Annotated in this window: 21 protein-coding genes and 1 tRNA gene; 8 read left to right on the top strand and 14 right to left on the bottom strand. The window is 60.7% G+C overall.

All coding sequences use genetic code 11. The features are described from left to right. The first annotated feature begins 11 nt into the window (after positions 1–11). Positions 12–1,133, top strand: coding sequence for an acyltransferase family protein (locus AC07O2_RS13710; RefSeq protein WP_495076293.1), 1,122 nt, complete (start codon positions 12–14; stop codon positions 1,131–1,133). On the opposite strand, the gene AC07O2_RS13705 is transcribed toward AC07O2_RS13710, so the two are convergent. From AC07O2_RS13705 to AC07O2_RS13650, 12 genes are all read right to left on the bottom strand, one after another. Next, the gene (locus AC07O2_RS13705) at positions 1,120–1,788 is read right to left on the bottom strand and encodes a glutathione S-transferase (protein WP_495076326.1); all 669 of its coding nucleotides are present in this window, start codon (positions 1,786–1,788) and stop codon (positions 1,120–1,122) included. The genes AC07O2_RS13710 and AC07O2_RS13705 overlap by 14 nt on opposite strands. Then, the gene (gene trhO / locus AC07O2_RS13700; RefSeq protein ID WP_495076292.1) at positions 1,782–2,714 is read right to left on the bottom strand and encodes an oxygen-dependent tRNA uridine(34) hydroxylase TrhO; all 933 of its coding nucleotides are present in this window, start codon (positions 2,712–2,714) and stop codon (positions 1,782–1,784) included. The genes AC07O2_RS13705 and trhO overlap by 7 nt, the downstream gene beginning before the upstream one ends. Positions 2,715–2,774: 60 nt before the next feature. Continuing rightward, positions 2,775–3,896 carry an extracellular catalytic domain type 1 short-chain-length polyhydroxyalkanoate depolymerase gene (locus AC07O2_RS13695; RefSeq protein ID WP_495076291.1) on the bottom strand — a complete coding sequence of 374 codons (1,122 nt, stop codon included), beginning with the start codon at positions 3,894–3,896 and terminating at the stop codon, positions 2,775–2,777. 35 nt (positions 3,897–3,931) lie between these two features. Next, the gene (locus tag AC07O2_RS13690) at positions 3,932–4,357 is read right to left on the bottom strand and encodes a CopG family transcriptional regulator (protein WP_495076290.1); all 426 of its coding nucleotides are present in this window, start codon (positions 4,355–4,357) and stop codon (positions 3,932–3,934) included. A 157-nt stretch (positions 4,358–4,514) separates the two neighbouring features. Further along, a complete protein-coding gene (locus AC07O2_RS13685) occupies positions 4,515–6,047 on the bottom strand; it encodes a SpoVR family protein (protein ID WP_495076289.1) in 1,533 nt (510 codons plus the stop codon). A 3-nt stretch (positions 6,048–6,050) separates the two neighbouring features. After that, positions 6,051–7,322 (bottom strand): YeaH/YhbH family protein, encoded by a 1,272-nt coding sequence (locus AC07O2_RS13680; RefSeq protein ID WP_495076288.1) that lies wholly within the window; start codon positions 7,320–7,322, stop codon positions 6,051–6,053. A gap of 81 nt (positions 7,323–7,403) precedes the next feature. Beyond that, the gene (locus tag AC07O2_RS13675; protein WP_495076287.1) at positions 7,404–9,326 is read right to left on the bottom strand and encodes a PrkA family serine protein kinase; all 1,923 of its coding nucleotides are present in this window, start codon (positions 9,324–9,326) and stop codon (positions 7,404–7,406) included. 123 nt (positions 9,327–9,449) lie between these two features. Further along, positions 9,450–10,163 (bottom strand): phosphoserine phosphatase SerB, encoded by a 714-nt coding sequence (serB, locus tag AC07O2_RS13670; protein ID WP_495076286.1) that lies wholly within the window; start codon positions 10,161–10,163, stop codon positions 9,450–9,452. Between the two features lie 139 nt (positions 10,164–10,302). After that, positions 10,303–10,393: transfer RNA gene (locus tag AC07O2_RS13665), tRNA-Ser, on the bottom strand. A 20-nt stretch (positions 10,394–10,413) separates the two neighbouring features. Beyond that, entirely contained in the window at positions 10,414–10,791 is a 378-nt protein-coding gene (locus tag AC07O2_RS13660) for a DUF2237 family protein (RefSeq protein WP_495076285.1), read from the bottom strand. A gap of 22 nt (positions 10,792–10,813) precedes the next feature. Then, entirely contained in the window at positions 10,814–11,728 is a 915-nt protein-coding gene (locus AC07O2_RS13655; protein ID WP_495076284.1) for an SPFH domain-containing protein, read from the bottom strand. A gap of 33 nt (positions 11,729–11,761) precedes the next feature. After that, complete coding sequence (locus AC07O2_RS13650) at positions 11,762–12,187, bottom strand: NfeD family protein (protein WP_495076283.1); 426 nt, start codon at positions 12,185–12,187, stop codon at positions 11,762–11,764. 180 nt (positions 12,188–12,367) lie between these two features. Between AC07O2_RS13650 and AC07O2_RS13645 the strand changes: the two genes are divergently transcribed. Then, positions 12,368–14,641 (top strand): Orn/Lys/Arg family decarboxylase, encoded by a 2,274-nt coding sequence (locus tag AC07O2_RS13645; RefSeq protein ID WP_495076282.1) that lies wholly within the window; start codon positions 12,368–12,370, stop codon positions 14,639–14,641. A 175-nt stretch (positions 14,642–14,816) separates the two neighbouring features. After that, positions 14,817–15,380, top strand: a complete 564-nt coding sequence (locus tag AC07O2_RS13640) for a fasciclin domain-containing protein (RefSeq protein ID WP_495076281.1) — start codon at positions 14,817–14,819, stop codon at positions 15,378–15,380. A gap of 104 nt (positions 15,381–15,484) precedes the next feature. Here the strand turns inward: AC07O2_RS13640 and AC07O2_RS13635 are convergent, their stop codons facing one another. Further along, the gene (locus AC07O2_RS13635) at positions 15,485–16,357 is read right to left on the bottom strand and encodes a DNA ligase (RefSeq protein ID WP_495076280.1); all 873 of its coding nucleotides are present in this window, start codon (positions 16,355–16,357) and stop codon (positions 15,485–15,487) included. A 182-nt stretch (positions 16,358–16,539) separates the two neighbouring features. Between AC07O2_RS13635 and ggt the strand changes: the two genes are divergently transcribed. Further along, positions 16,540–18,261, top strand: a complete 1,722-nt coding sequence (gene ggt, locus AC07O2_RS13630; RefSeq protein ID WP_495076279.1) for a gamma-glutamyltransferase — start codon at positions 16,540–16,542, stop codon at positions 18,259–18,261. 99 nt (positions 18,262–18,360) lie between these two features. Here ggt and fabI read toward each other — a convergent pair whose 3' ends face one another. After that, entirely contained in the window at positions 18,361–19,140 is a 780-nt protein-coding gene (gene fabI, locus AC07O2_RS13625; protein WP_495076278.1) for an enoyl-ACP reductase FabI, read from the bottom strand. A 74-nt stretch (positions 19,141–19,214) separates the two neighbouring features. Here fabI and AC07O2_RS13620 point away from each other — a divergent pair, with 74 nt between their 5' ends. Genes AC07O2_RS13620 through AC07O2_RS13605 form a run of 4 tightly spaced genes read left to right on the top strand, consistent with a single transcriptional unit; the run spans position 19,215 to position 24,650 of the window. Then, positions 19,215–21,014 carry an extracellular solute-binding protein gene (locus AC07O2_RS13620; protein WP_495076277.1) on the top strand — a complete coding sequence of 600 codons (1,800 nt, stop codon included), beginning with the start codon at positions 19,215–19,217 and terminating at the stop codon, positions 21,012–21,014. 3 nt (positions 21,015–21,017) lie between these two features. After that, complete coding sequence (locus AC07O2_RS13615) at positions 21,018–22,055, top strand: microcin C ABC transporter permease YejB (RefSeq protein ID WP_495076276.1); 1,038 nt, start codon at positions 21,018–21,020, stop codon at positions 22,053–22,055. Next, positions 22,039–23,076, top strand: coding sequence for an ABC transporter permease (locus AC07O2_RS13610; RefSeq protein WP_495076275.1), 1,038 nt, complete (start codon positions 22,039–22,041; stop codon positions 23,074–23,076). Before AC07O2_RS13615 ends, AC07O2_RS13610 begins: the two co-directional genes overlap by 17 nt. Next, a complete protein-coding gene (locus AC07O2_RS13605; RefSeq protein WP_495076274.1) occupies positions 23,073–24,650 on the top strand; it encodes an ABC transporter ATP-binding protein in 1,578 nt (525 codons plus the stop codon). Before AC07O2_RS13610 ends, AC07O2_RS13605 begins: the two co-directional genes overlap by 4 nt. Positions 24,651–24,686: the final 36 nt, after the last annotated feature.

Genomic DNA, 24,686 nt, shown 5'->3' with positions numbered 1-24,686 from the left:
TTTGTGTGACGATGCCTTCTTCCTCTAACCGTTCCAACGCTTCTCGTATCCCCCTGCTAGATGTATTCAAAGGACTGGCCTGCATGCTGGTCGTGGGGCACCACCTGGTTTTTTACGGTCCTATGTCGGACGTGGCTTTTCCGCTGGCCCCTGGCCTGATGGACTGGCTGTTCGACTACGGCCGTATGGCGGTGCAGGTGTTTCTGGTGCTGGGTGGTTATCTGGCGGCCAGCACCTTGGCGCCCACCGGCGTGGCCCGGTTCGAGCAGGCTTGGCCGCAGGTGCAGCGCCGCTTTGTGCGCCTGTCCACACCGTATCTGGCTGCGCTGCTGCTGAGCTTGCTGGCGGCGGAGCTGGCACGCAATGGCATGGAGCACTCGTCCATCCCGTCTGAGCCGTCCCTGCCGCAGCTGTTGGCCCATGTGCTGATGCTGCAGGACGTACTGGGCTTTGAGGCGTTGTCGGCCGGTGTCTGGTACGTGGCCATCGACTTCCAGCTGTTCGTGCTGGCGGTGGCGGTGTTTAGTCTGGCGCGTGCCTGGCCCACGCATGGCCGCAGTCCCTGGCTTGCGCCCGCGCTGGTGCTGGGCCTGACTTGCGCGTCTCTGGCTTATTTCAACCGCATGCCGTCGCTGGACACCTGGGCTTTGTATTTCGTGGGCTCGTATGGGCTGGGCATGCTGGCCTTCTGGGCCGGACGCAGCCAGCGGCCGTTGCTGTGGCTGCTGGCCTTGGCCTTGCTGGGCGTGGCGGCACTGGCCTGGGACTTCCGCGGCCGCATTGCCGTGGCGTTGGTCATGGCTTTGGTGTTGTGCGTGCTGCAGGCCAGCCAGAGCGTGCGCCACTGGTCGCCTCTGGCGCCGCTGCAGCGCTTGGGTCAGATGTCGTACTCGGTGTTTTTGGTGCACTTTCCGGTGTGCCTGCTGGTGAACACTGCGTTCAACCAGTTCTGGCCCACCCAGCCCTGGGTGAATGCCTTTGGCATGGTGCTGGCGTTTGCGGCGTCCATGGTCAGTGGACGCTGGCTGTACCGCCACGTGGAAACCCGTCTGGTCTGCATGCCCTCGGCCCTGCGCCTGCAAGGCGGCTTGCTGGCTGCCGGCCTGCTGCTGGCGGGGATCAAGGCGCTGTAGGAAAGCACACGGCAGGCGCTCCGGCCTGCCAGGGCGGGAACTTGGGCATCACCTGGGTCAGGGCGTCGGAGGCCTCCCAGGCGGCCAGCCAGGCTTGCAGCCGGGGCCAGGGCTGGGCGGCGAACCAGTCTGCATCCACATGGGCAAACTGCCGTACAAAGGGCGCCACCGCCATATCGGCCAGGCTGGTGCGCTGGCCCAGCAAAAAGGCGTGCGCTGTCAGCCGTGTTTCGAATTCTTCCAATAACAGGCTGGCAGCAGTCCGGTGCATATGCGTATTGGGTAGCGTGCTATTTTCTTCATAGCGGCCCGGGTATTTGTAGCGGTCCAGGTGGTGTTTGAAATTGCCATCCACGCGGGCCACCAGGGCCAGCATGTCGCCCAGTGTGCCGTGCGTAGGCGCCAGCCAGCCGGCCGGGTCGTTTCGCCGTAGCGCCCACAGCATGATGTCTAGGCTCTGGTCCAGTACCTTGCCGCCGGGCAGCACCAGCACGGGTACGGTGGCCTTAGCGGATGCGGCGAGCAGTTCGGGGGGCTTGTTGCGCAGCACCACTTCGCGCAGCTCGCAGACCTGGCTGCTGGCCCACAAGGCCAGCCGTGCCCGCATGGCATAGGGGCAGCGGCGGAAGGAATACAGGATGGGCCGCACTAGGATTTCAGCTTGGCGCCCACGTGTGGCTGCTGCCGCTCGCGGGCCAGGGCCATCTGGTGCTCGCGCTCCAGAAAGCCTTGTTTTTGGGCTTCGGTCTTTTGGTCGTGGCAATGCGCGCAGGACACGCCGCGTACAAAGTGGGGCGATGCCAGATCGTCTTCATTCAGAGGCCAGCGGCAGGAGCGGCACAGCTCCAGCGTACCGGGCACCAGGCCATGGCCTACCGAGACACGCTCGTCGAACACAAAGCACTGACCGTCCCAGCGGCTCTCGGGCTGGGATACGGTCTCCAGGTATTTCAGGATGCCGCCTTCGAGGTGGTAGACCTCGTCAAAGCCCTGGGCGCGCAGCAGCGCGGTGGATTTTTCGCAGCGTATGCCGCCGGTGCAGAACATGGCAACCTTGGGCTTGCGGTGCAGCGGCTGGCCCTCGGCGCGGGCTTGCTCCACCCACTGCGGGAACTCGGCAAAGCTGTCGATATGCGGGTTGATGGCGCCTTGGAAGGTGCCTATGCCGACCTCGTATTCATTGCGTGTATCCACCAGCACCACGTCGGGATCGGCGATCAGCGCATTCCAGTCTTCGGGCTTGACGTATTGGCCGGCCATCTGGCTGGGGTTCAGCCCTGGCACGCCCAGCGTGACGATCTCGCGCTTCAGCCGTACTTTCATGCGGTAGAACGGTGAATGCTGGGCGAAGCCTTCCTTGTGCTGCAGCCGCGCCAGCCGCGGGTCAGAGCGCAGCCAGGCCAGCACGGCATGCACGCCGTCTGGCGACCCCGCAATGGTGCCGTTGATACCTTCGGTGGCCAGCAAAATCATGCCTTTGACGCCGTGCGACTCGCAGCAGGCCTGCAGCGGCGCCTGCAAGGCGGTGTAGTCGGGCAGCTCTACGAACTGGTAGAAGGCGGCGGTGAGATAGTCAGACATGCAATTCGGCGTACGCGGTTAGGGTCGGCAGTGTAGCCAATGCACTGGTGAATGCCCCAGCTAATGGACGAGTGGGCGGGTATGGCTTTGGAAGAAGCGCCACATTTCTGCCGACGCGTCCGGGCCAAGTGGGTCGGTGTAGCTGCCGCTGTTGCTGCCGCCCGACCAGGCATGGCCGGCGCCGTGCAGTTCCCAGTATTCGGCCAGGCTGCTGCCGTCCTCACGCTGGTAGCGGGTGCGGGTATAGGCCCGGCCCTGGGGCGACTTGCTCTGGACCTTGTTGGGCGTGGACTGTTCACCTGCGCCAACCACGGATTGCAGCACGGCTTGGCCGTTGTGCGGGTGCACTACCGTATCGGCGTCACCGTGGAAGACGATGATGGGGACAGTGGACTGCAGCGTGCTGCGGCCATTGCCGCTTTTCATGACCGATAGGGCGCTAATGAGGCCATTGGCCGCGCCACAGGCCAAGCCGGAATGCACGCCGACAGCGGCAAACAGGTCGGGGTGGGTGTGGCCCAGGATGCTGGCCATGGCACCGCCTGCGGACAAACCTGCCACGTACACGCGGAGTGGGTCTATCGCGTGCTGGGCGGTCACGTGCTGCACCAGGGCTGCCAGCAGGGCTGCCTCGCCGCCGTCGCGTTGCTGGTCTGTGGGTTTGAACCAGTTCCAGCAGCGCTGGCTGTTGGCGGTCTGCTGCTGGGCGGGGTAGAGAACGGCAAATCCATGTTCTAGCGCGATGGCATTCATGCCGGTGCCGGCCGCAAAGTCGTCAGGGTCCTGCGTGCAGCCGTGCAACATCAGCACCAGTGGCATGGGCTGGGCTTGGGGACCGGGAGGGGTGTACAGCTTGTACTGCAGTGCACCCAGGGCGTGTTCGAACCGGCCTTCTACAAAGGCTTCCGCGGTGTCATGGATTGCGGGGCGCGTGGGGGCTTCTGCGGGTGGTGTGACAGGTGCGCTGGGCTTTGTCGGCAATTCGGTGACGTAGCCGTCGAATATCCAGGGGGATGCCGCGGGTGGACTGGCTGGCGCCGGACGGGCGGGTGCTTTGGTCGTCGCAAAACCCTCTGTCACCCGTGCGAGTGCCTGCTGGATGGCGCGGGTGGCATCTTGCAGATGGCCGCGTTGTGTCAGCCGGGTGGCTTCTTGCATGATCTTTTTAAACAGTGCGCTCATGCGGGCTTTCGTTGTAAGTCGGTGGACATGGGGTTTCAGGCTTGGCGCTTGGCCAAAGCTGCTTTGACGGCTGAGCTTGCATGCAGGGCGCCCAGCACTTCCAGCGAGTCGATGGTGGCCAATGCCAGCTCGGGACTCACGTCGTGGCCAATGCTGGCCAGGCCCAGCACACGGATCTGCAGTTTTTGGTTGGCGGCCTGGACAGCCAGCAAATCGCTTTCGCTGAAATGCTGCATGCCCAGCACCAGCATCTTGCGCGCTACCACCTGCTTGACGGCATCGGCGTGGGTGGTCAGCTGGTTGCGGATGGCGGTGCGGATGAAGTCTGTGCGGTTGGCGTAGAAGCCTTCCGATACCAGCAGGTCCACATGGCCGAGGTCCACAAAACCCAGGTTGATGGTGATTTTTTCAGAATCCTGGGCTTTGGCTTTGGCGGACTCGGTTGCAATGGGGGATTTCATGTTTGCAGTATGCACCATCCACATGGATGGTGTTGGGATGGTTTTTAAAACCACACACTGCAAATGGACGCGTCGAGAAATTTATGAAAAAGAAGGCTGTAGCGCAGGAAATATCCGCGCTGGAAGCTATGAAAAGTGTAGCGTGGTGCTCCGGCGCTCAGGGCGCGCTTTTGCCGGGCGCGCGGCGGCGCTTTTCGCTCAGGTGCTCGGCCACCAGGCTGGTGCTGCCGTCGGCGTTTTGCCGTTCCAGCCGCACATTGAAGCCCCACAGCGTGGCCATGTGCTTGAGCACGGTGGCACTGGAATCGCCCAGTGGGCGGCGTTGGTGGCTGAAGTGGCGCAGGGTCAGCGAGCGATCGCCGCGCAGGTCCACGTTCCAGACCTGGATATTTGGTTCGCGGTGGCCCAGGTCGTATTGCTCGGACAGCTGGTGGCGCAGCGCGCGGTAGCCGCTGTCATCGTGGATGGATCTGATCTCCAGGGTTTTACGGGCGTCGTCGTCCAGCACGCTGAACAGGCGGAACTCCCGCATCAGCCGGGGCGACAGGTACTGGGCAATGAAGCTTTCGTCCTTGAAGTTGTGCATCGCGAAGTCAAAGGTCTCGCGCCAGTTGGAGCCGGCAATGTCGGGGAACCAGGCGCGGTCCTCGTCGGTCGGGTCTTCGCAGATGCGGCGTATGTCGCGCCACATGGCAAAACCCAGCGCGTAGGGGTTGATGCCCGAGTAGTAGGGGCTGTTGTACGGCGGCTGGTAAACCACATTGGTATGCGACTGCAAGAACTCCAGCATGAAGCCATCGCCCAGCCGGCCTTCGTCGTACAAGGTGTTGAGCAGGGTGTAGTGCCAGTAGGTGGCCCAGCCTTCGTTCATCACCTGGGTTTGGCGCTGCGGGTAGAAATACTGGCCTATCTTGCGCACGATGCGCACAATTTCACGCTGCCAGGGGTCGAGCAGTGGGGCGTTTTTTTCGACGAAGTACAGCAGGTTTTCCTCGGGCTCCGGCGGAAAGCGCTTTTCCTCCTGTGTGGCCTCGGCCTCGGCGCGTGGGGGCAGGGTGCGCCACAGGTCGTTGACCTGGGCTTGCAGGTATTCGGCGCGCTCTTTCAGGCGCGAGGTTTCTTTTTCGAGCGACAGGCGGGGCGAGCGCTTGTAGCGGTCCACCCCCAGGTTGCTCAGCGCGTGGCAGGCGTCGAGCAATTGCTCTACAGCTTCTACGCCGTGGCGTTCCTCGCACTGTGCGATGTAGTTGCGGGCAAAAACCAGGTAGTCCACGATGGCATCCGCGCTGGTCCACTGCTTGAACAGGTGGTTGCCCTTGAAAAAGGAGTTGTGACCGTAGGCCGCGTGGGCGATCACTAGCGCCTGCATGGGCAGGGTGTTTTCGTCCATCAGATAGGCGATGCAGGGGTCGGAGTTGATGACGATCTCGTAGGCCAGCCCCATCTGGCCGCGCTTGTAGCGGTTCTCGGTAGCCAGAAAATGTTTGCCGAAGGACCAGTGGTGGTAGTACACCGGCATGCCGATGGAGGCATAGGCGTCCATCATTTGCTCGGCGCTGATGATCTCCAACAGGTGGGGGTAGCCGTCCAGCTTGTAGCGGCGAGCGACTTCGCCTATGGCCTGGTCGTAGGCCTCGATGGCTTCAAAGGTCCATTCGGAGCCGGTGGGGAGGAGTTTGGAGGCGCTCATGGTTCAGGCACGCCGCTTGAAGAGTTCACGGAACACAGGGTAGATGTCGGCCACCGTGGCAATGCGTTGCATGGCGAAATTGCCGCCAGCACTGCCTTGCAGCTGGGTGTATTCGTCCCACAGGTTTTGTGGCGGGCCTTCGGTTATTTCGATGTAGGCGAAGAACTGGCACAGCGGTAGCAGCGATTCTTGCAGCAGGTTTTTGCATAGGGGGGAGTCGTCGTGCCAGTTGTCGCCGTCGGATGCTTGTGCGCCGTAGATATTCCAGGCGTGGCTGTTGTAGCGGGCGGTGATGATTTCATGCATCAGCTTGAGCGCGCTGGACACCACGGTGCCGCCCGATTCGCGCGAGGTGAAGAAGTCGTCTTCATTCACTTCACTGGCCACCGTGTGGTGGCGTATGAATACCACCTCGATGCGCTCGTAGTTGCGCGTCAGGAACAGGTAGAGCAGCATGAAGAAGCGTTTGGCGATGTTTTTGCGCCCCTCGTCCATTGAGCCCGACACGTCCAGCAGGCAGAACATCACGGCTTGCGTGGTGGGCTGGGGTATGCGCACGCGGTTGTTGTAGCGCAGGTCAAAGGTGTCCACAAAAGGCACGGCTTCGATCTTGGCACGCAGGTGGGCGATGTCGCGGCGCAGTTGCTCCACGTCCGGGTCGTCCTCAGGTCGGGTTTTACGCAGTTCTTCCAGCTCGGCTTCGAGCGCGCGAATCTGCGCGGCATAGGGACCGCCCACCGCAATGCGCCGCCCGGCTGCGCCGCGCATGGTGCGGCTGAGATTGATGTTGGTGGGTACGCCCGTCTGTACAAAGCCGGCCCGCACGCGGCGGTACTGGTCTATGCGCGCCAGTTGTTGTTTGACCAGATTGGGTAGGGCCAGCTCATCGAAAAAGATGTCCAGAAATTCGTCGCGGGTGAGGGTGAAGACGAATTCATCCAGGCTTTCGCCTTCATTACTGGCCTGGCCCTTGCCTTTGCCGCCGGCTCCGCCGCCTTGAGGGCGCTCCACCTGGTCGCCACGGTGGAAGCGGTCGTTGCCTGGGCGCACCACTTCCCAGACGCCGCCCTGGCCGTGCTCGAACTGCGGTTCACCTATGTCTTTGCCGGGAATGCTGATTTTTTCACCATTGTCCAGATCGCGCATGCCGCGCTTGTTCACGGCGTCTGAAACGGCTTTGCGGATCTGGCCCTTGAAACGCTGGATGAAGCGGCTGCGGTTGACCGAGCTCTTGTGCTTGCTGTCAAACCGCCGGTCTACGATGCGCACCGTCATAGAGTCTCCCGTTGACTTGAAGGAACCCGTCTGCTGTGGTGCGCTGCACACATGGTGCAGACGGGTTGGTTGGCTATTGCGTTACGAGGATTTGCGCACCCGCAAATACCACTCGCACAGCAAGCGCACCTGCTTCTCGGTATAGCCCTTGGCGATCATGCGGTTGACGAAGTCCTGGTGCTTCTTCTGTTCTTCGCCACTGGCTTTGGCGTTGAACGAGATCACAGGCAACAGCTCTTCGGTGTTGGAGAACATCTTCTTCTCGATCACCGCGCGCAGCTTTTCGTAGGATGTCCACAGTGGGTTGTGGCCGTCCTGGCGGGCACGGGCGCGCAGCACGAAGTTGACTACTTCGTTACGGAAGTCCTTGGGATTGGAAATGCCGGCAGGCTTCTCGATCTTTTCCAGCTCGTCGTTGAGCGCACTGCGGTCCAGCATTTCGCCGGTGTTGGGGTCGCGGTATTCCTGGTCCTGGATCCAGAAGTCGGCATACACCACATAGCGGTCGAAGATGTTCTGCCCGTACTCGGAGTAGCTTTCCAGATAGGAAGTCTGGATTTCCTTGCCTATGAATTCTGCGTAGCGCGGTGACAGGAATTCCTTGATGGCACGCAGGTATTTTTCTTCCACCTCTGGCGGATACTGCTCTTGCTCGATCTGCTGCTCCAGCACATACATCAGGTGCACCGGGTTGGCAGCAACTTCACGGTGGTCGAAGTTGAAGACGCGCGACAGGATCTTGAAAGCGAACCGGGTGGACAGGCCCGTCATGCCTTCGTCCACACCTGCGAAGTCACGGTATTCCTGGTAGCTCTTGGCCTTGGGGTCGGTGTCCTTGAGGTTTTCACCGTCGTAGACCCGCATCTTGGAGAAGATGCTGGAGTTTTCGGGGTCTTTCAGCCGCGACAGTACCGAGAACTGGGCCAGCATGCGCAGTGTGTCGGGAGCGCAAGGTGCTTGTGACAGCGACGAGTTGGACACCAGTTTTTCGTAGATATGGATTTCATCGGACACGCGCAGCGAGTAGGGCACTTTAACGATGTAGATGCGGTCCAGAAAAGCTTCGTTGTTGCGGTTGTTCTTGAAGGCCTGCCATTCGGCCTCGTTTGAGTGGGCTAGTACCAGACCGTCAAACGGTATGGCGCCAAAGCCTTCCGTGCCCTTGTAGTTTCCTTCTTGCGTGGCGGTCAGTAAGGGGTGCAAGACCTTGATGGGGGCCTTGAACATTTCCACAAACTCCAGCACGCCGCGATTTGACAGGCACAGGCCGCCCGAGTATGAATATGCGTCCGGGTCGTTCTGGGAATAGGTTTCCAGCTTGCGGATGTCGATCTTGCCGACCAGGGACGAGATGTCCTGGTTGTTTTCGTCGCCCGGTTCGGTCTTGGAGACCGCGATCTGTGATAACACCGAGGGGCGTAGCTTCACCACGCGAAAGCGGGTGATGTCACCGCCGAACTCCTGCAAGCGCTTGACCGCCCAGGGGCTCATGATGGTGCCGAGGTAGCGTCGTGGGATACCGTAGTCGGTTTCCAGCAACTCAGCATCTTCTGCCGGGTTGAAAAGACCCAGCGGGGACTCGTGGACTGGGGAGTCCTTGATGGCGTAGAAAGGCACTTTTTCGATCAAGGCCTTGAGTTTTTCAGCCAGAGAAGACTTGCCGCCGCCGACCGGCCCCAGCAGATAGAGAATCTGCTTTTTCTCTTCAAGGCCTTGGGCTGCGTGGCGGAAATAGGAGACGATGTGCTCTATCACCTCTTCCATGCCGTAGAGGTCTTTGAAGCTGGGGTACACCTTCAAGACCTTGTTGGCGAAGATGCGTGATAGGCGGGAGTCGGTGCGGGTATCTACCAGCTCGGGCTCACCAATCGCCAGCAGCATGCGTTCTGCCACGCTGGCGTAGGCCGTGGGGTCACGCTTGCATAACTCCAGATAGTCCTGAACCGACATTTCCTCTTCCTGTGCTGCTGCAAAGCGGCCTTGGTAGCGGGTGAAAATGGTCATGGCATTCTCCTAATATTTGCAATGGACTTATACGGTCTGGATTCGCTGCTCTCGCTAAAAGTTCTATCTACTTAACGACCATCATAGGCCTTCCGTTTACCACTTGCGCAGAAGGGGACGGAATTAGTGCACTACCTCCAACAAACGGTCGAGTCCGCCGCTGTTTATAGCGACCATGGCTTTTTCGCGCACGGCTGGTTTGGCGTGGTAAGCCACCGACAAACCGGCTACGCCCATCATCGGCAAATCATTGGCACCATCGCCCATGGCAATGGCTTGCTGGGCTGTGATGCCCATTTCAGCACAGGTCTGCAGCAGCATCTTGCGCTTCTCGTCGCCGTCGCAAATATCGCCCCAGGCCTGATCCACCATGCGGCCGGTAAGCATGCCATCCACTGCTTCCAACATGTTGGAACGGGTGGCGTCTATGTGCAATAGATCACGAATGCGGTCGGTGAAAAATGTGAAACCGCCGCTGACCAGCAGCACCTTCATGCCGGCGGCTTTGCAGGCTGCAACCAAGGCTGCGGCACCTGGGTTGAGTTGCAGACGTTCGTTGTAGACCAGTTCCATGCTGGCTACGCTCACGCCCTTGAGCAGGGCCACGCGTTGGCGCAGGCTTTCCTTGTAGTCGGTGATTTCGCCGCGCATGGCGGCTTCGGTGATGGCGGCTACCTCGGCCTTGCGACCGGCAGCGTCGGCGATCTCATCCACGCACTCGATGTTGATCAGGGTGGAGTCCATGTCAAAGGCGATCAGTTTGAAGTCGCTCAGGCGCAGCGGGGGCGTGAAATCTTGGACGGATAGGCCGGGGGAAATTTCGGTGGCGATAGACATGGTGCGCTTGTGCGTGTTGATCAAAAAATAGAGGCGGTGCTTGGATGTATTTTGCTTGAAGCCCTGGGCATGAAAAAGTCGAAAAAAAAGCCCTAGCGTTTTAAGGCGCTAGGGCTTTTTCAGGCTTTGGAAGCCAATCTGGCGGAACAGGCGGGATTCGAACCCGCGGAGGGCTATTAACCCTCACACGCTTTCCAGGCGTGCGACTTAAACCGCTCATCCACCGTTCCAGAGCCTCGAATTATAGCAGTCAAACGGCGGTATTTCGACCCGGTACTGCATGTCGCAACAAGTCTTCCAATAAAACAAATTCCAACGCCCGGATGTGGGTGGAGTCCAGCACCACCGGTGGGGCCACACCGGCCTCCAGGGCTTCCTTCCAGCGGCTGGCACACAGGCACCAGCGGTCGCCGGGTTTGAGCCCGGCAAAGCGGTAGTCGGGGCGGGGTGTGCAGAGGTCGTTACCGCGTGACAGCGAGAAGGCCAGGAACTCGCGTGTTACTTTGACGCAAACCACATGTGCGGCCGCATCGCTGTCGTCGGTATTGCAGCAGCCGTCGCGGAAGTAGCCCGTCAGCGGGTCGTAGGAGCAGGGCACCAGCTCGGAGCCGAGTACGTTGTGTTCCATGGCCGGGTCTTCCATAGGGCTCCTATTGCGGTTTGGTGGCGTTGACCATCTTCATGGCCGAGCCTATCAAGGCCGATACCTCGGTCATATTGCTGGGCACGATCAGGGTGGTTTTGGCATCAGCGGCAACCCGGCTGTAGGCTTCGACGGCTTTTTCTGCTACTTTGAGCTGCACGGCCAGCTCACCGCCGGGCTGCCGAATCGCGGTGGCCACACGTTCGATGGCATCTGCGGTGGCGGTGGCGACTGCGGTGATGGACGCGGCTTCACCTTGCGCTTTGTTGATGACGGCCTGCTTTTCGCCTTCCGAGCGGGCGATAAAGGCCTCGCGTTCGCCGGTAGCGATATTGATCTGCTCCTGGCGGCGACCTTCGGAGGCGGCGATCAATGCGCGTTTTTCGCGCTCGGCGGTGATCTGGGCTTGCATGGCGTGCAAAATTTCCTTGGGTGGTGTCAGGTCCTTGATTTCATAGCGCAAGACCTTGACGCCCCAGTTCAGCGCGGCTTCGTCGATGGCGGCGACCACCTGGGCGTTGATGATGTCGCGCTCTTCAAACGTCTTGTCCAGCTCCAGTTTGCCGATGACGCTGCGCAGCGAGGTTTGCGCTAGTTGGCTGATGGCCATGATGTAGTTGCTGGAACCATAGCTGGCGCGCATGGCATCCGTGACCTGGAAGTACAGAATGCCGTCCACCTGCAGTTGGGTATTGTCTCGTGTGATGCAAACCTGGCTGGGGATGTCCAGCGGGATTTCTTTCAATACATGTTTATAGGCCACCCGGTCTACGAAGGGCACCAGGAAATTCAGGCCTGGCGTCAGCGTGCCGTGGTATTTGCCCAGCCGCTCTATGACCCAGGCATGCTGCTGGGGCACGACTTTCAAGGTGCGGCTGACAAAGATGATGGCGATAACGAGGACGACGAGGGCAATTTCCATAACAACTCCGGTAGTGGGCAGGTGCCCAGTGTTTCACAGTTTGTCGACCAACAGGCGGTTTCCCACCACTTCCGCAACCCGATGAGGGCCGCTGCTGGGCGGGTTGCCAGCGCGGTGCACCACCGTCCATTGGGCGCCTCGGTAGTGCACCTGGGCGGTACCGTCGGCCTGCCAGGTATCAACCACCACGGTTTCACCGATGTCCATATTCACGTCCGGGTTGGCGCTGGCCGGGAGGCTTTGGGGATGTTTGCCACGGATGCGGCTCCAGACGATGACCGCACCGCCACCGACGGCGCTGGCCAGCAGGATTTGCACCGTGGTGCTTGCTCCGAATAGCGCCGCCAGGGCAGCTGCGGCGAAGCCAATGGCCAGCATTAACAAATAGAAGGTGCCGGTGACAAGTTCCACAGCGACTGCGGCACCTGCCAGCAGCCACCAAAAGGTCGATTCGGCCATATTGCTCTCGATTGTGTTGCTAGCGCCACATTTTGGGACAAAAGCAGCCCTGTGTCGGAGAAGCTTCACCAGATGTCCTTACACTTCGCGCCTATTTTGCAGATTTGTCCCCGCTGGCGCGGCCCTGGGTGGTGCCGGGCGGGTGTGGTAGCTTGATTCACGTATTGGCTGGAGGCCGGCATGAAGTTTCGTTTCCCTATCGTCATCATCGATGAGGATTTTCGCTCTGAGAACACCTCGGGCCTGGGCATTCGTGCCTTGGCGCAGGCCATAGAGCAAGAGGGTTTTGAGGTGCTGGGTGTGACCAGTTATGGCGACCTGAGCCAGTTCGCCCAGCAGCAAAGCCGTGCCAGTGCGTTTATTTTGTCGATTGACGACGAAGAGTTCTCGCCCGGGCCGGATCTGGACCCGGCGGTGCTGAACCTGCGCCACTTCATTGATGAAGTGCGCCGCAAGAACCGCGATGTGCCCATTTATATATATGGCGAGACCAAGACCTCGCGCCATATGCCCAACGACATCCTGCGCGAATTGCATGGTTTCATCCACATGTTCGAAGATACGCCGGAGTTCGTGGCGCGCCACATCATCCGTGAGGCCAAGTCCTATCTGGAGAGCGTGCAGCCGCCGTTCTTTAAGGCCTTGCTGGACTATGCGGAAGACGGCTCCTACTCCTGGCACTGCCCCGGTCATTCTGGTGGTGTGGCCTTTTTGAAGAGCCCGGTGGGCCAGATGTTCCACCAGTTCTTTGGTGAAAACATGCTGCGCGCCGACGTCTGTAATGCGGTGGAAGAGCTGGGCCAGCTGCTGGACCACAACGGCGCGATTGGCGACAGCGAGCGCAATGCCGCGCGCATCTTCAATGCCGACCATTGCTTCTTCGTGACCAACGGCACCAGCACCAGCAACAAGATGGTCTGGCACCACACGGTGGCACCGGGTGACGTGGTGGTGGTGGACCGCAACTGCCACAAGTCGAACCTGCACGCCATCATCATGACCGGTGCAATCCCGGTGTTCCTGAAGCCCACGCGCAACCATTTCGGCATCATTGGTCCTATTCCGAAGAGCGAATTTGAGCCCGCAGCCATCAAGGCCAAGATTCGCGCCAACCCGTTGCTCAAGGGCGTGGACGCGGATACGGTGAAGCCGCGCATCCTCACGCTGACGCAGTCCACCTACGACGGCGTGCTGTACAACACCGAAACCATCAAGAGCATGCTCGATGGCTACGTGGAAAACCTGCACTTCGACGAGGCCTGGCTGCCGCATGCGGCCTTCCACCCGTTCTACGGCAGCTACCACTCGATGGGCAAGAAGCGCATCCGTCCCAAGCATGCGGTGGTGTATGCGACCCAGTCCATCCACAAGCTGTTGGCCGGCATCAGCCAGGCCAGCCATGTGCTGGTGCAGGACTCGCAAAACGTCAAGCTGGACCGGCATCTGTTCAACGAAGCCTATCTGATGCACACCAGCACCAGCCCGCAGTACAGCATCATCGCCAGTTGCGATGTGGCGGCCGCCATGATGGAGCCGCCCGGCGGTACCGCCCTGGTGGAAGAAAGCATTGCCGAAGCGCTCGACTTCCGCCGCGCCATGCGCAAGGTGGACGAGGAATATGGCACCGATTGGTGGTTCAAGGTCTGGGGCCCGGACAAGCTGGTGGAAGAGGGCATTGGCCGCGCCACCGACTGGATCATCAAGGGCGAATCCAAGACCAACGCCAAGGCTAACTGGCACGGCTTTGGCAAGATGGCCACCGGCTTCAATATGCTGGACCCGATCAAGTCCACCATCGTGACGCCCGGCATGGACCTGAACGGCAAGTTCGCCAAAACCGGCATCCCGGCCAGCATCGTGACCAAGTTCCTGGCCGAGCACGGTGTGGTGGTCGAGAAGACCGGCCTGTACAGCTTCTTCATCATGTTCACCATCGGCATCACCAAGGGCCGCTGGAACAGCATGTTGACCGCGCTGCAGCAGTTCAAGGACGACTACGACAAGAACCAGCCCATGTGGCGCATCCTGCCCGAGTTTTGCCAGAAGTACCCGCGCTATGAAAAGATGGGCCTGGCCGACCTGTGCCAGCATCTGCATGCGCTGTATGCCAAATACGACATCGCCCGCCTGACCACCGACATGTACCTGAGCGATCTGACGCCGGCCATGAAGCCCAGTGACGCCTACGCGCACATTGCGCTGCGCAAGACCGAGCGGGTGGAAATCGACAATCTGGAAGGCCGCGTCACCGTGGGCCTGGTCACGCCCTACCCACCGGGCATTCCGCTGCTGATCCCGGGTGAAGTGTTCAACAAGAAGATCGTCGACTATCTGAAGTTCTCGCGCGAGTTCAACACCCAGTGCCCGGGCTTCGAGACCGACATCCACGGCCTGGTGGAAGAGGTGGACGCCGACGGCAAGCACCATTACTACGCCGACTGCGTCAAGCTCTAAAACTGCCTTTGCTATCAAAAGCGTAGCCGCCAGCGCAGGTAACACCTGCGCTGGCGGCTTGTTTTTTATAAACTCAAGGAAACACGAGGGGTTTTCTGCATCCAAAGTCGGGCCCGCTCCGTATTGAGATCAGCCGCAACATTTCGGCTTGTCATCAACCTACTAGGAGCATTCCATGGTCTCGATTCAAACTACCCGCAAGCTGGCCTCTTTCAGCCTGGCCCTCGTGATGTCGGCCGTTTCCGTGGCCGCCATGGCCGATGTGATGGTCGGCGGCGCGCCCATGCTGGCATCCAAGGACATCATCGACAACGCCGTTAACTCCAAGGACCACACCACCTTGGTCGCTGCTGTCAAGGCTGCGGGTCTGGTGGAAACGCTGAAAGGCCCCGGCCCGTTCACCGTGTTTGCGCCTACCAACGCCGCCTTTGCCGCCTTGCCTGCTGGCACGGTAGACACGCTGCTCAAGCCTGAAAACAAGGGCACGCTGACCACCATCCTGACCTACCACGTGGTGGCCGGTAAATACGACGCAGCCGCCATCGGCAAGATGGTCATGGATGGCAAGGGCATGGCCACCTTGAAGACAGTCAGCGGCGGTACCTTGACCGCCAAGGCCAACGGCATGGGCGTCACGGTGACCGATGAAAAAGGCGGCACTGCGAATGTGACGATTGCCGACGTCTACCAGTCCAACGGCGTCATCCACGTCGTGGACAAGGTGCTGCTGCCCAAGTAATTTCGTCTCTGATTCAGCCCGATATGTCGTTGCTTCGCCTTGCCGTACGCAAGTACTGCCCGCGGCTTCGCGCCTAATCTCGGACTGAATTAGAAACGAAAGGGTCATAAATTCGCATCCTCCCGCTGCCGCAGATAGCTGGCAAAGCGGGGGATGCCGCTGGGGTTGACATCGCGGAAGCGGTACGTCACCCAGCTACCGATAGCCGGTGGATCGCGGCGCTGGGCATCGCTGAAACCGGTGCCCAGTTTGAAGCGCTGGCCCTGCGGTGTCTCCACCAGCAGCGCGCCCAGCATGCCGTCGAATTTACCCTTGCCCGGAATATGCGCCACGACTGTGGCCTCAGCGTCGTCAAAGGGTTTGAATTTCAATAGATCCTCGTTGCGCTGGGCGCTGTACAGCGAGTCGCCCCGGTGTAGTACCAGGCCTTCGCCACCATCCCCCACGGTTTTGCGCAGCAGGGCTTGCAGGGCCGCGTGGCTGGCAATACGCGACTGTGCCACCGGCTGCACCCAGGCGGGCAAAGACAGCTGCTGCAGCGCCTTGAGTCGCTCGTCAAATATGCCACCTTGGTTTGGCAGATCAAACACCATGTAATGCATCTCGCGCCACGTTGCATCGCTGGCCGCTTGCTGGCGCACCGTGGATACCGCGCTGGCAAATGCGCCATGCCCGGCCCAGAGTTCACCGTCCATGGGCACAGACGGCCAGCCTGCAGTGAACCAGGCTGGCGGCGTGACGCGCTGACCGCCGCGTGTCCATAGTTGCTGGCCATCCCAGTAGCCACGCACACCGTCAAACTTTTCGCTGACCCAGTACCCGTTCAGCGCCACACCTTGCCGGTAAATCTTGGGCAACATCAGCGGTGGGGTCTCGGCCCGTGCGCGTATCGGGGCTAAACCACTGGCGACTAGGAATAGTGCGCACTGCAGGACGCTGCGGCGCGGAAGTGTCGGTGTCGATGTAGGATTTTTCATGCCGACATTTGACGCCGCCCCTGGCGCGCAGCAAATACCTGAGCCGGTTATTTTTCCTTACAAAGCAGCATGACTCGCATATGAAAAGCATGCCGTTTTCGCCACTGCAGTTGTTACAGTGGTTTCTGTGACGTCGTAAATTTTTGTAGTAGCCCGTCCCCCAAGTTTGGAGATCTATTCGCATGCAAACTCTATCTTTCCGTCTGGCGTTGATCGCTAGCGCTGCCAGCCTGTGCTGTATTGCGCAGGCCGCTTCCGTGGCACCGGTTGCCGCTGAAAACGGCATGGTTGTCACCGCCCAGCACCTGGCAACCCAGGTCGGTGTTGACGTACTCAAACGCGGCGGTAACGCCATTGACGCGGCAGTCGCCGTGGGCTATGCGCTGGCGGTGGTGTACCCGGCTGCCGGCAATTTGGGCGGCGGCGGCTTCATGACCGTGCAACTGGCCGATGGCCGCAAGACTTTCTTTGACTTTCGCGAAAAAGCCCCATTGGCTGCCACGGCGAATATGTATCTGGACGCCGCTGGAAACGTAGTCAAGGGCGCCAGCACGAATGGCTATCTGGCCGTGGGGGTGCCTGGTTCGGTTGCCGGCTTTGAAGAGGCCCGGACCAAATACGGCACCATGCCGCGCGCCAAGCTGATCGCCCCGGCCATCACCTTGGCCGAACGCGGCTTTGTGCTGCAAGAGGGCGATGTGGACATGCTGAAAACTTCGACCGAAGACTTCAAGAAAGATGCGCCTTCTGCCGCCATTTTCCTGAACAAGGGTGAGCCTTTCAAAATCGGCGAAAAGTTGGTGCAGAAAGACTTGGCCAAAACGCTCAAGCTGGTCAGCCAGAAGGGGGCGGACGGCTTCTACAAAGGCTTGGTCGGCGCCAACATCGTCGCCGCCAGTACCGCCGGCAAGGGCATCATCACCCAGGCCGATCTGGACCAGTACAAGGTGCGTGAGCTGGCGCCGGTGGAGTGCGACTACCGTGGCTACCACATCGTCTCGGCGCCGCCTCCCAGCTCGGGCGGCGTGGTGATCTGCGAGATTCTGAATATCGTCGAAGGCTATCCCATGAAAGAGCTGGGCTTCCGCTCGGCCCAAGCGGTGCATTACCAGATCGAGGCCATGCGCCACGCCTACCTGGACCGCAATAGCTACCTGGGCGACCCGGACTTCGTGAAGAATCCGCTGGACCGCCTGCTGGACAAAGCCTATGCCGCGAAGATCCGCGCTGCCATTGACCCGAGCAAGGCCGGGGTCTCCAAGGACTTGAAGCCAGGCGTCGAACCGCACGAAGGCAGCAACACCACCCACTATTCCATCGTGGACAAAGATGGCAATGCGGTATCGGTGACCTACACGCTGAATGACTGGTTTGGCGCGAAAGTGACGGCGGCCAAAACCGGCGTGTTGCTGAACAACGAGATGGACGACTTCACCTCCAAGGTGGGTGTGCCCAATCTGTACGGTCTGGTGCAGGGCGAGGCCAACAAGATTGAGCCCGGCAAGCGTCCGCTGAGTTCCATGAGTCCGACCATCGTCAGCAAAGACGGCAAGCCGGTCATGGTGGTGGGCACACCGGGTGGCAGCCGCATCATCACTGCGGTGACGCACACCATATGGAACGTAATTGACTACGGCATGAACGTACAAGAAGCAGTAGACGCGCCGCGCTTTCACCAGCAATGGCTGCCCGACCTGACGAACGTGGACACTTTCGGCATCAGCCCGGATACCCGCAAGATTCTGGAAGGCATGGGCCACAACCTCGGCGCGCCCCAGCCCGCAAACCACTTGGCTGCCATCTTGGTGGGTGCGCCAACGCTAGAGGGTAAGCCGCGCGGCAACTTTCGCTTCTACGGCGCGAACGATCCACGCCGCAATACCGGTCTGGCGGAAGGCTACTAAGCCCACAAATAGCTATAACAAATATAGCTAGGGGCGCTGGTGCTATCTGCGCCAGCGCCCCTTTTTGCTTGGATCCTGGCGGCGACTGCCGCGTGAACCTTATTCGCCGATACCACCCACGACTTGGCTAAAGCCGCCGTCCACGTAGGTGATCTCGGCGCTCACACCGGCCGCCAAGTCGCTCAGCAGGAAGGCGGCGACATTGCCCACGTCTTCAATCGTTACATTGCGGCGGATGGGGTTCATAGCCGTGGCCTTGAGCATCTTGCCGAAGTCCTTGATGCCGCTGGCGGCCAGGGTCTTGATTGGACCGGCGCTGATGCCGTTGACGCGCACGCCCTTGGGGCCCACCGACTCAGCCAGGTAGCGCACGCTGGCTTCCAGCGAGGCCTTGGCCAGGCCCATGGTGTTGTAGTTGGGCAGCACGCGCAGGGCGCCCAGGTAGGTCAGGGTCAGCAGGGCCGACTTGTCGCTGAGGTAGGGCAGGGCGGCCTTGGCCATCGCAGGGAAGCTGTAGGCGCTGATGTCGTGCGCAATCTTGAAGCCTTCACGGCTCAGGCCTTCCAGGAAGTCGCCGGTGATGGCTTCGCGTGGTGCAAAGCCGATGCTGTGCACAAAGCCGTCGAATGTGGGCCAGGTTTGTGCCAGGTCGGCGAACAGCTTGTCGATCTGCGCGTCGTCACCCACGTCGCAGTCAAAAATCAGCTTGGAGTCGAATTCGGCGGCGAACTCGGTGATGCGGTCCTTGAAGCGCTCGCCCACGTAGCTGAACGCCAGCTCGGCACCTTGTGCGTGGCAGGCCTTGGCAATGCCGTAGGCAATCGAGCGGTTGCTTAGCACGCCGGTGATCAATAGTTTTTTGCCAGCAAGAAATCCCATGACTAAAGTCTCCAAGAAAAGTGAGCAGTGCTAAGCGTGTCGTTTAGCGACCAAAAGTATTGCAGAATTGTCGCATGCGATTTCTGCTGGCTTTGGGGGGACTGTTGTGTGCCGCGTCGGCCTGGGCTGCGCCTGGCTATGCGCTGTGGGGCGAGCTGAAATACCCGCCCGGTTTTACGCACTTTGATTACGTCAACCCCGATGCCCCGAAGGGCGGCGAGCTACGCCTGGTCAGCAACATCCGCAGCTCCACCTTCGACAAATACAACCCCTTCACCATCAAGGGCAGTGCGCCGGCCTATTTGACCGAGATGCTGTTCGACAGCCTGCTGGTTGGCTCCATGGACGAGAACGGCGCGGGCTATGGTCTGCTGGCCGAGGATGTGGCGGTGCCGGCCGACGGCATGGGTGCCACTTTTGTGCTGCGCCGTGAGGCGCGCTTCCACAATGGCGATCCGGTGCTGGCGTCTGACGTGAAGTTCAGTTACGACACACTGATGGGCCCGTACACCTCGCCGGGCTACAAGACCGCGCTGGAGGACGTGGCCGGTATTGACGTCTTGGATGCACGCACCGTGCGCTACCGCTTCAAGAAGCCAAACCGTGAGCTGCCGTTGACCGTGGGCGGCCTGCCCGTCTTTAGCCATAAGTGGGGCCAAGGCAAGCGCTTTGACGAGGTGGTGATGGACCTGCCGATTGGCAGCGGCCCCTACCGTATCGGCCCGGTGAATTTCGGCAAGGACATCACCTATGTGCGCGACCCCAACTACTGGGCTCGCGACCTGAATGTGAAGCGCGGCACCGAGAATTTCGACCGTATTACGGTGAAGATCTACAAGGACAACACCGCCCGACTGGAGGCGCTGAAGGCCGGCGAGTTTGACCTGATGCGCTTTTTCTCTGCCGGCGATTGGGCGCGCCGCGTGACCGGCAAACGTTTTGACACGGGCGAACTGGTCAAGGGTGAATTCCAGCATCGCCTGCCCTCGGGCTTCCAGAGCTATGTCATCAACCTGCGCCGTGACAAATTCAAGGATGTGCGGGTGCGCGAAGCCCTGGGCCTGGCGATGGACTACGAGTGGATGAATCGCCAGATGTTCTACGGCGCCTACCAGCGCGTGAACGGCCTGTTTGGCAATACCGACTGCGCGGCCACGGGCCTGCCCAGCCCGCAGGAATTGGCCCTGATGGAGCCGCTGCGCAAGGACATTCCGGCTGCGGCCTTCGGTCCGATGACGGTGCCACCGCGTACCGATGGCGATTCGTCCCTGCGTGCCAATCTGCGGCGCGCCCAGGCCTTGTTGCAGGAAGCGGGTTGGACGGTGCGTGACGGTGCGCTGCGCAATGCCAAGGGCGAGCCGTTGGTGATCGAAATGCTCGACAGCAGCGAGAGCGGCGTGCGCGTGGTCAGCCCCTGGGCACGCAACCTGGAAAAGCTGGGCATCCAGCTGAACTACCGGCCAGTGGACTTCGCGCTGTACCAACAGCGCTTGAGCAAGTTCGAATTCGACATGATCTCCATCAACTACCCCGGCACCAACAACCCGGGCCAGGAATTTGCAGATTTGTTCGGCAGCAAGGCCGCCGATGTGGAGGATTCGGGCAACTACAACGGTCTGCGCAACCCGGCGGTGGATGCGCTCATTACCCGCATGACGGGCGCCAAAACCCAGGCCGAGCTGCTGCCGGCCTGCCGTGCGCTGGAGCGCGTGATCAGCCACAGCCACGTGCTGATTCCGCAGTGGACGGCCACCACCCACCGCATGGCTTATAACGCCTGGCGCCTGGCGCGTCCCGATGTGGTGCCGCCGTATTCTCCTGGTGAAAGCTGGGCCATCCACACCTGGTGGGCCCGGCCCGTCAAAGCACCTTAAACCATGTTTGTCTACATACTGAAGCGTTTGCTGCTGATGGTGCCTACGCTGCTGGGCGTGCTGCTGATCACCTTTGCGGTGGTGCAGTTCGTACCTGGCGGGCCGGTGGAGCAGTACCTGGCCGAGGCCAGGGCCGGTGTGGCCGGCAGCGGCGGTGCGGGCGAGGGGGCAGGCTTCAGCTACCGCGGCGCGCAGGGCGTGGACCCCAAGCGTATCGAGCAAATCAAGGCGCTATATGGCTTTGACAAACCGGCGCATGAGCGCTTCGTCCAGATGCTGGGGCAGTTTCTGCGCTTCGACTTGGGCAAGAGCTTTTTCCAGAACAAGCCGGTGTCGCAGCTGGTGTGGGAGAAGCTGCCGGTGTCCATCAGCCTGGGCCTGTGGACATTTTTCATCAGCTATCTGGTCGCTGTGCCGCTGGGCATTGCCAAGGCGGTTCGGGCCGGGTCCACGTTTGACCTGGTGACTTCGCTGCTGATTTTGGTGGGCTACGCGATTCCCGGTTTTGTGCTGGGTGTGGTGCTGCTGGTGGTGTTTGGCGGGCAGTTGCAGTGGTTCCCATTGCGCGGCCTGGTGTCGAGCAATTTTGACGAGCTCAGCTGGGGCGCCAAGGTGGTGGACTACCTTTGGCACATTGCCTTGCCGGTCACGGCCATGGTGGTGGGCAGCTTTGCCGTCACCGCCATTCTGACCAAGAACGCCTTCCTGGAAGAGATTCGCAAACAGTATGTGCTGACGGCGCGGGCCAAGGGCTTGTCGCAGAACCAGGTGCTGTACAAGCACGTGCTGCGTAACGCGCTGATCCCCATCGTCACCGGTTTTCCGGCGGCCTTCATTGGCGCCTTCTTCACTGGTTCATTGCTGATCGAGACCCTGTTTTCGCTGGATGGCCTGGGCCTGCTGAGCTACGAGAGCGTGATCCGCCGTGACTATCCGGTGGTGTTGGGCACGCTGTATTTGTTTACGCTGATCGGCCTGGTCACCAAGCTGATTTCCGATCTTTGCTACGTATGGGTGGATCCGCGTGTCAGATTTGATTAGCCCATCGCCCGGCCGCCGCGCCTGGCAGCGCTTCAAGCGCAATCGCCTGGGGTACTACAGCCTGGTTGTTTTTTTTGTGCTGGTATTGCTGAGCCTGGCGGCCGAGCTGGTCAGTAATGACCGGCCGTTGGTGCTGCGCTACCAAGGTCAGCTGTACTTCCCCTTGGTGCATGACTACTCCGAAAAGACCTTCGGCGGCGACTTTGAAACCAGCACCGATTACTTGGACCCGTTCATCCAGGCGCAGCTGGCCCACGGCGACAACTGGGTGCTGTACGCGCCGAACCGCTACGGCCCCAAGACGCTGAACTATTTTGCCAAGTTCCCCAATCCATCCGGGCCGTCGCGTGACAACTGGCTGGGCACGGACGATCGGGGGCGCGACCTGTTGGCGCAGCTGCTGTACGGCTTTCGTGTCAGCGTTCTGTTCGCGCTGGCGCTGACTCTGGTCAGCGTGGTCGTGGGCGTGGCGACGGGTGCGCTGCAGGGCTATTTGGGCGGCAAGACGGACTTGGTCTTCCAGCGGTTCATTGAAATCTGGAGCTCCATGCCGTATCTGTACATGCTGATCATTTTCAGCGCGATTTTCACGCCCAGCATCAGTCTGTTGTTGGTCCTGCTCAGCCTGTTTGGCTGGATGGGCCTGAGCGACTACACCCGCGCCGAATTTCTGCGGAACCGGCAGATGGACTACGTGCGCTCCGCGCGCGCCCTGGGGGTGAGCGATATGCAAATCATCTGGCGTCACATCCTGCCCAACAGCCTGACGCCGGTGGTCAGCTTTTTGCCGTTTCAGATGAGTGCCTCCATCCTTACGCTAACTTCGCTGGATTTTCTGGGCCTGGGCGTGCCGCCCGGTACGCCGTCGCTGGGCGAGCTGCTCAGCCAGGGCAAAAACAATATCGACGCTTGGTGGATTTCGCTGTCCACCTTTGTGGTGCTGGTGGTCACTTTGCTACTGCTGACCTTTATGGGCGACGCGCTGCGTGATGCGCTCGATCCGCGAAAGGTTCAGGCATGAGCTTGCTCGACGTACAAGACCTGAGCGTGCGTTTTGGCGACAAGCCGGTGGTGGACCGCGTCAGCTTCCAGATACAGCCAGGGGAGAAGTTTGCACTGGTGGGTGAGTCCGGCTCTGGCAAGAGCATCACGGCGCTCAGTTTGTTGGGTTTGGTGGAGGACGCCCGGGTTTCCGGTAAGGCCCTGTGGGGTGGAACCGATTTACTGACACTGTCAGAACGTGCCTTGCGCGGTATCCGTGGGCAGGACATCGCCATGGTGTTCCAGGAGCCGATGACGGCGCTGAACCCGCTGTTCACCATTGGCCGCCAAATTGCCGAGGTTTTTGAGTTAAAACAGGGCCTGACGCAGGCGCAATCTGCGCAGGCAGCTATTGAAATACTAGCAAGTACAGGTGTTGCCGAATCCGCACGCCGGGTGGGCAGCTATCCGCACCAACTCAGCGGCGGCCAGCGCCAGCGCGCCATGATCGCCATGGCCCTGGCCTGCAGACCGAAGCTGCTGCTGGCGGATGAGCCCACCACCGCGCTGGACTTGACGGTGCGCGCCCAGATTCTGGCCTTGCTGTCTGACCTGCAGCGCCAGTACGGCATGGCCGTGCTGTTGATTACCCACGACCTGCATTTGGTGCGCCAGTTTGCCGACCGCGTGGCGGTGATGGAGCAGGGCCGCATCGTCGAAACTGGTGTGGTGGCTGAGGTGTTTGCCTGTCCGCAGCATGTCTACACCCGCAAGTTGATCGACAGCACGCCGGTCCGCAATGTGGTGCCCGACAGCCCCGCGCCGCCCTTGCTGCAGGCGCAGTCCCTGCGGGTGGCCTATCCGGTGCCTATTGCCGGTCTGCGCGGCTGGTTTCGCAAGGCGGAGTTTGTGGCGCTGAAAGAGGCCAGCTTTGCCATTCCCCCTGGTCAGACACTGGGTGTGGTGGGCGAATCGGGTTCGGGTAAATCCACGCTGGCACTGGCGGTTCTGGGGTTGCAGAAATTTTCCGGTAGCGTGCAGTGCGCCGGCCAGGCCTGGGGCCGTGATGCGACGGGCAACAAGGCCCTGCGGGCCAAGCTGCAAGTGGTGTTCCAGGACCCGTTTTCCTCCTTGTCGCCACGTATGACGGTGGAAGAGATTGTGGGTGAAGGTCTGCGCGTGCATGCGCCGCATGTAGGTGTAACGGATCGTAAAAAATTGGTGCTGGAAGCTTTGGCTGAGGTGGGCTTGGGTGAAACCCAGTTCCCGGGTCTGCTGCAGCGCTACCCGCATGCCTTTTCTGGCGGCCAGCGCCAGCGGCTGGCGATTGCACGGGCCCTGATCGTGCGGCCTCAGCTCCTGGTGCTGGACGAGCCCACCAGCGCGCTGGATGTGACCATCCAGAAGCAGGTGCTGCAGTTGCTGCAGCAGTTGCAGCGCACGCATGGCATGGCCTATCTCCTGATTACCCACGATATGGCGGTGATACGTGCCATGGCCCACCAGGTGCTGGTGATGCAAGAGGGCAAAATCCTGGAATCGGGCCCGGTAGACCAGGTCCTGGATGCGCCACACCATGGCTATACCCGTGCGCTGGTGGCTGCGGCGGCCTGAATGCCGGCCGAGCCCCGCTAAAACCCTTACGTATCA

The sequence above is a fragment of the Rhodoferax sp. GW821-FHT10B06 genome (assembly GCF_059415605.1).
Note: the sequence above shows the minus strand (reverse complement) of the source record. Positions and strands in the feature narration are given on the sequence as shown.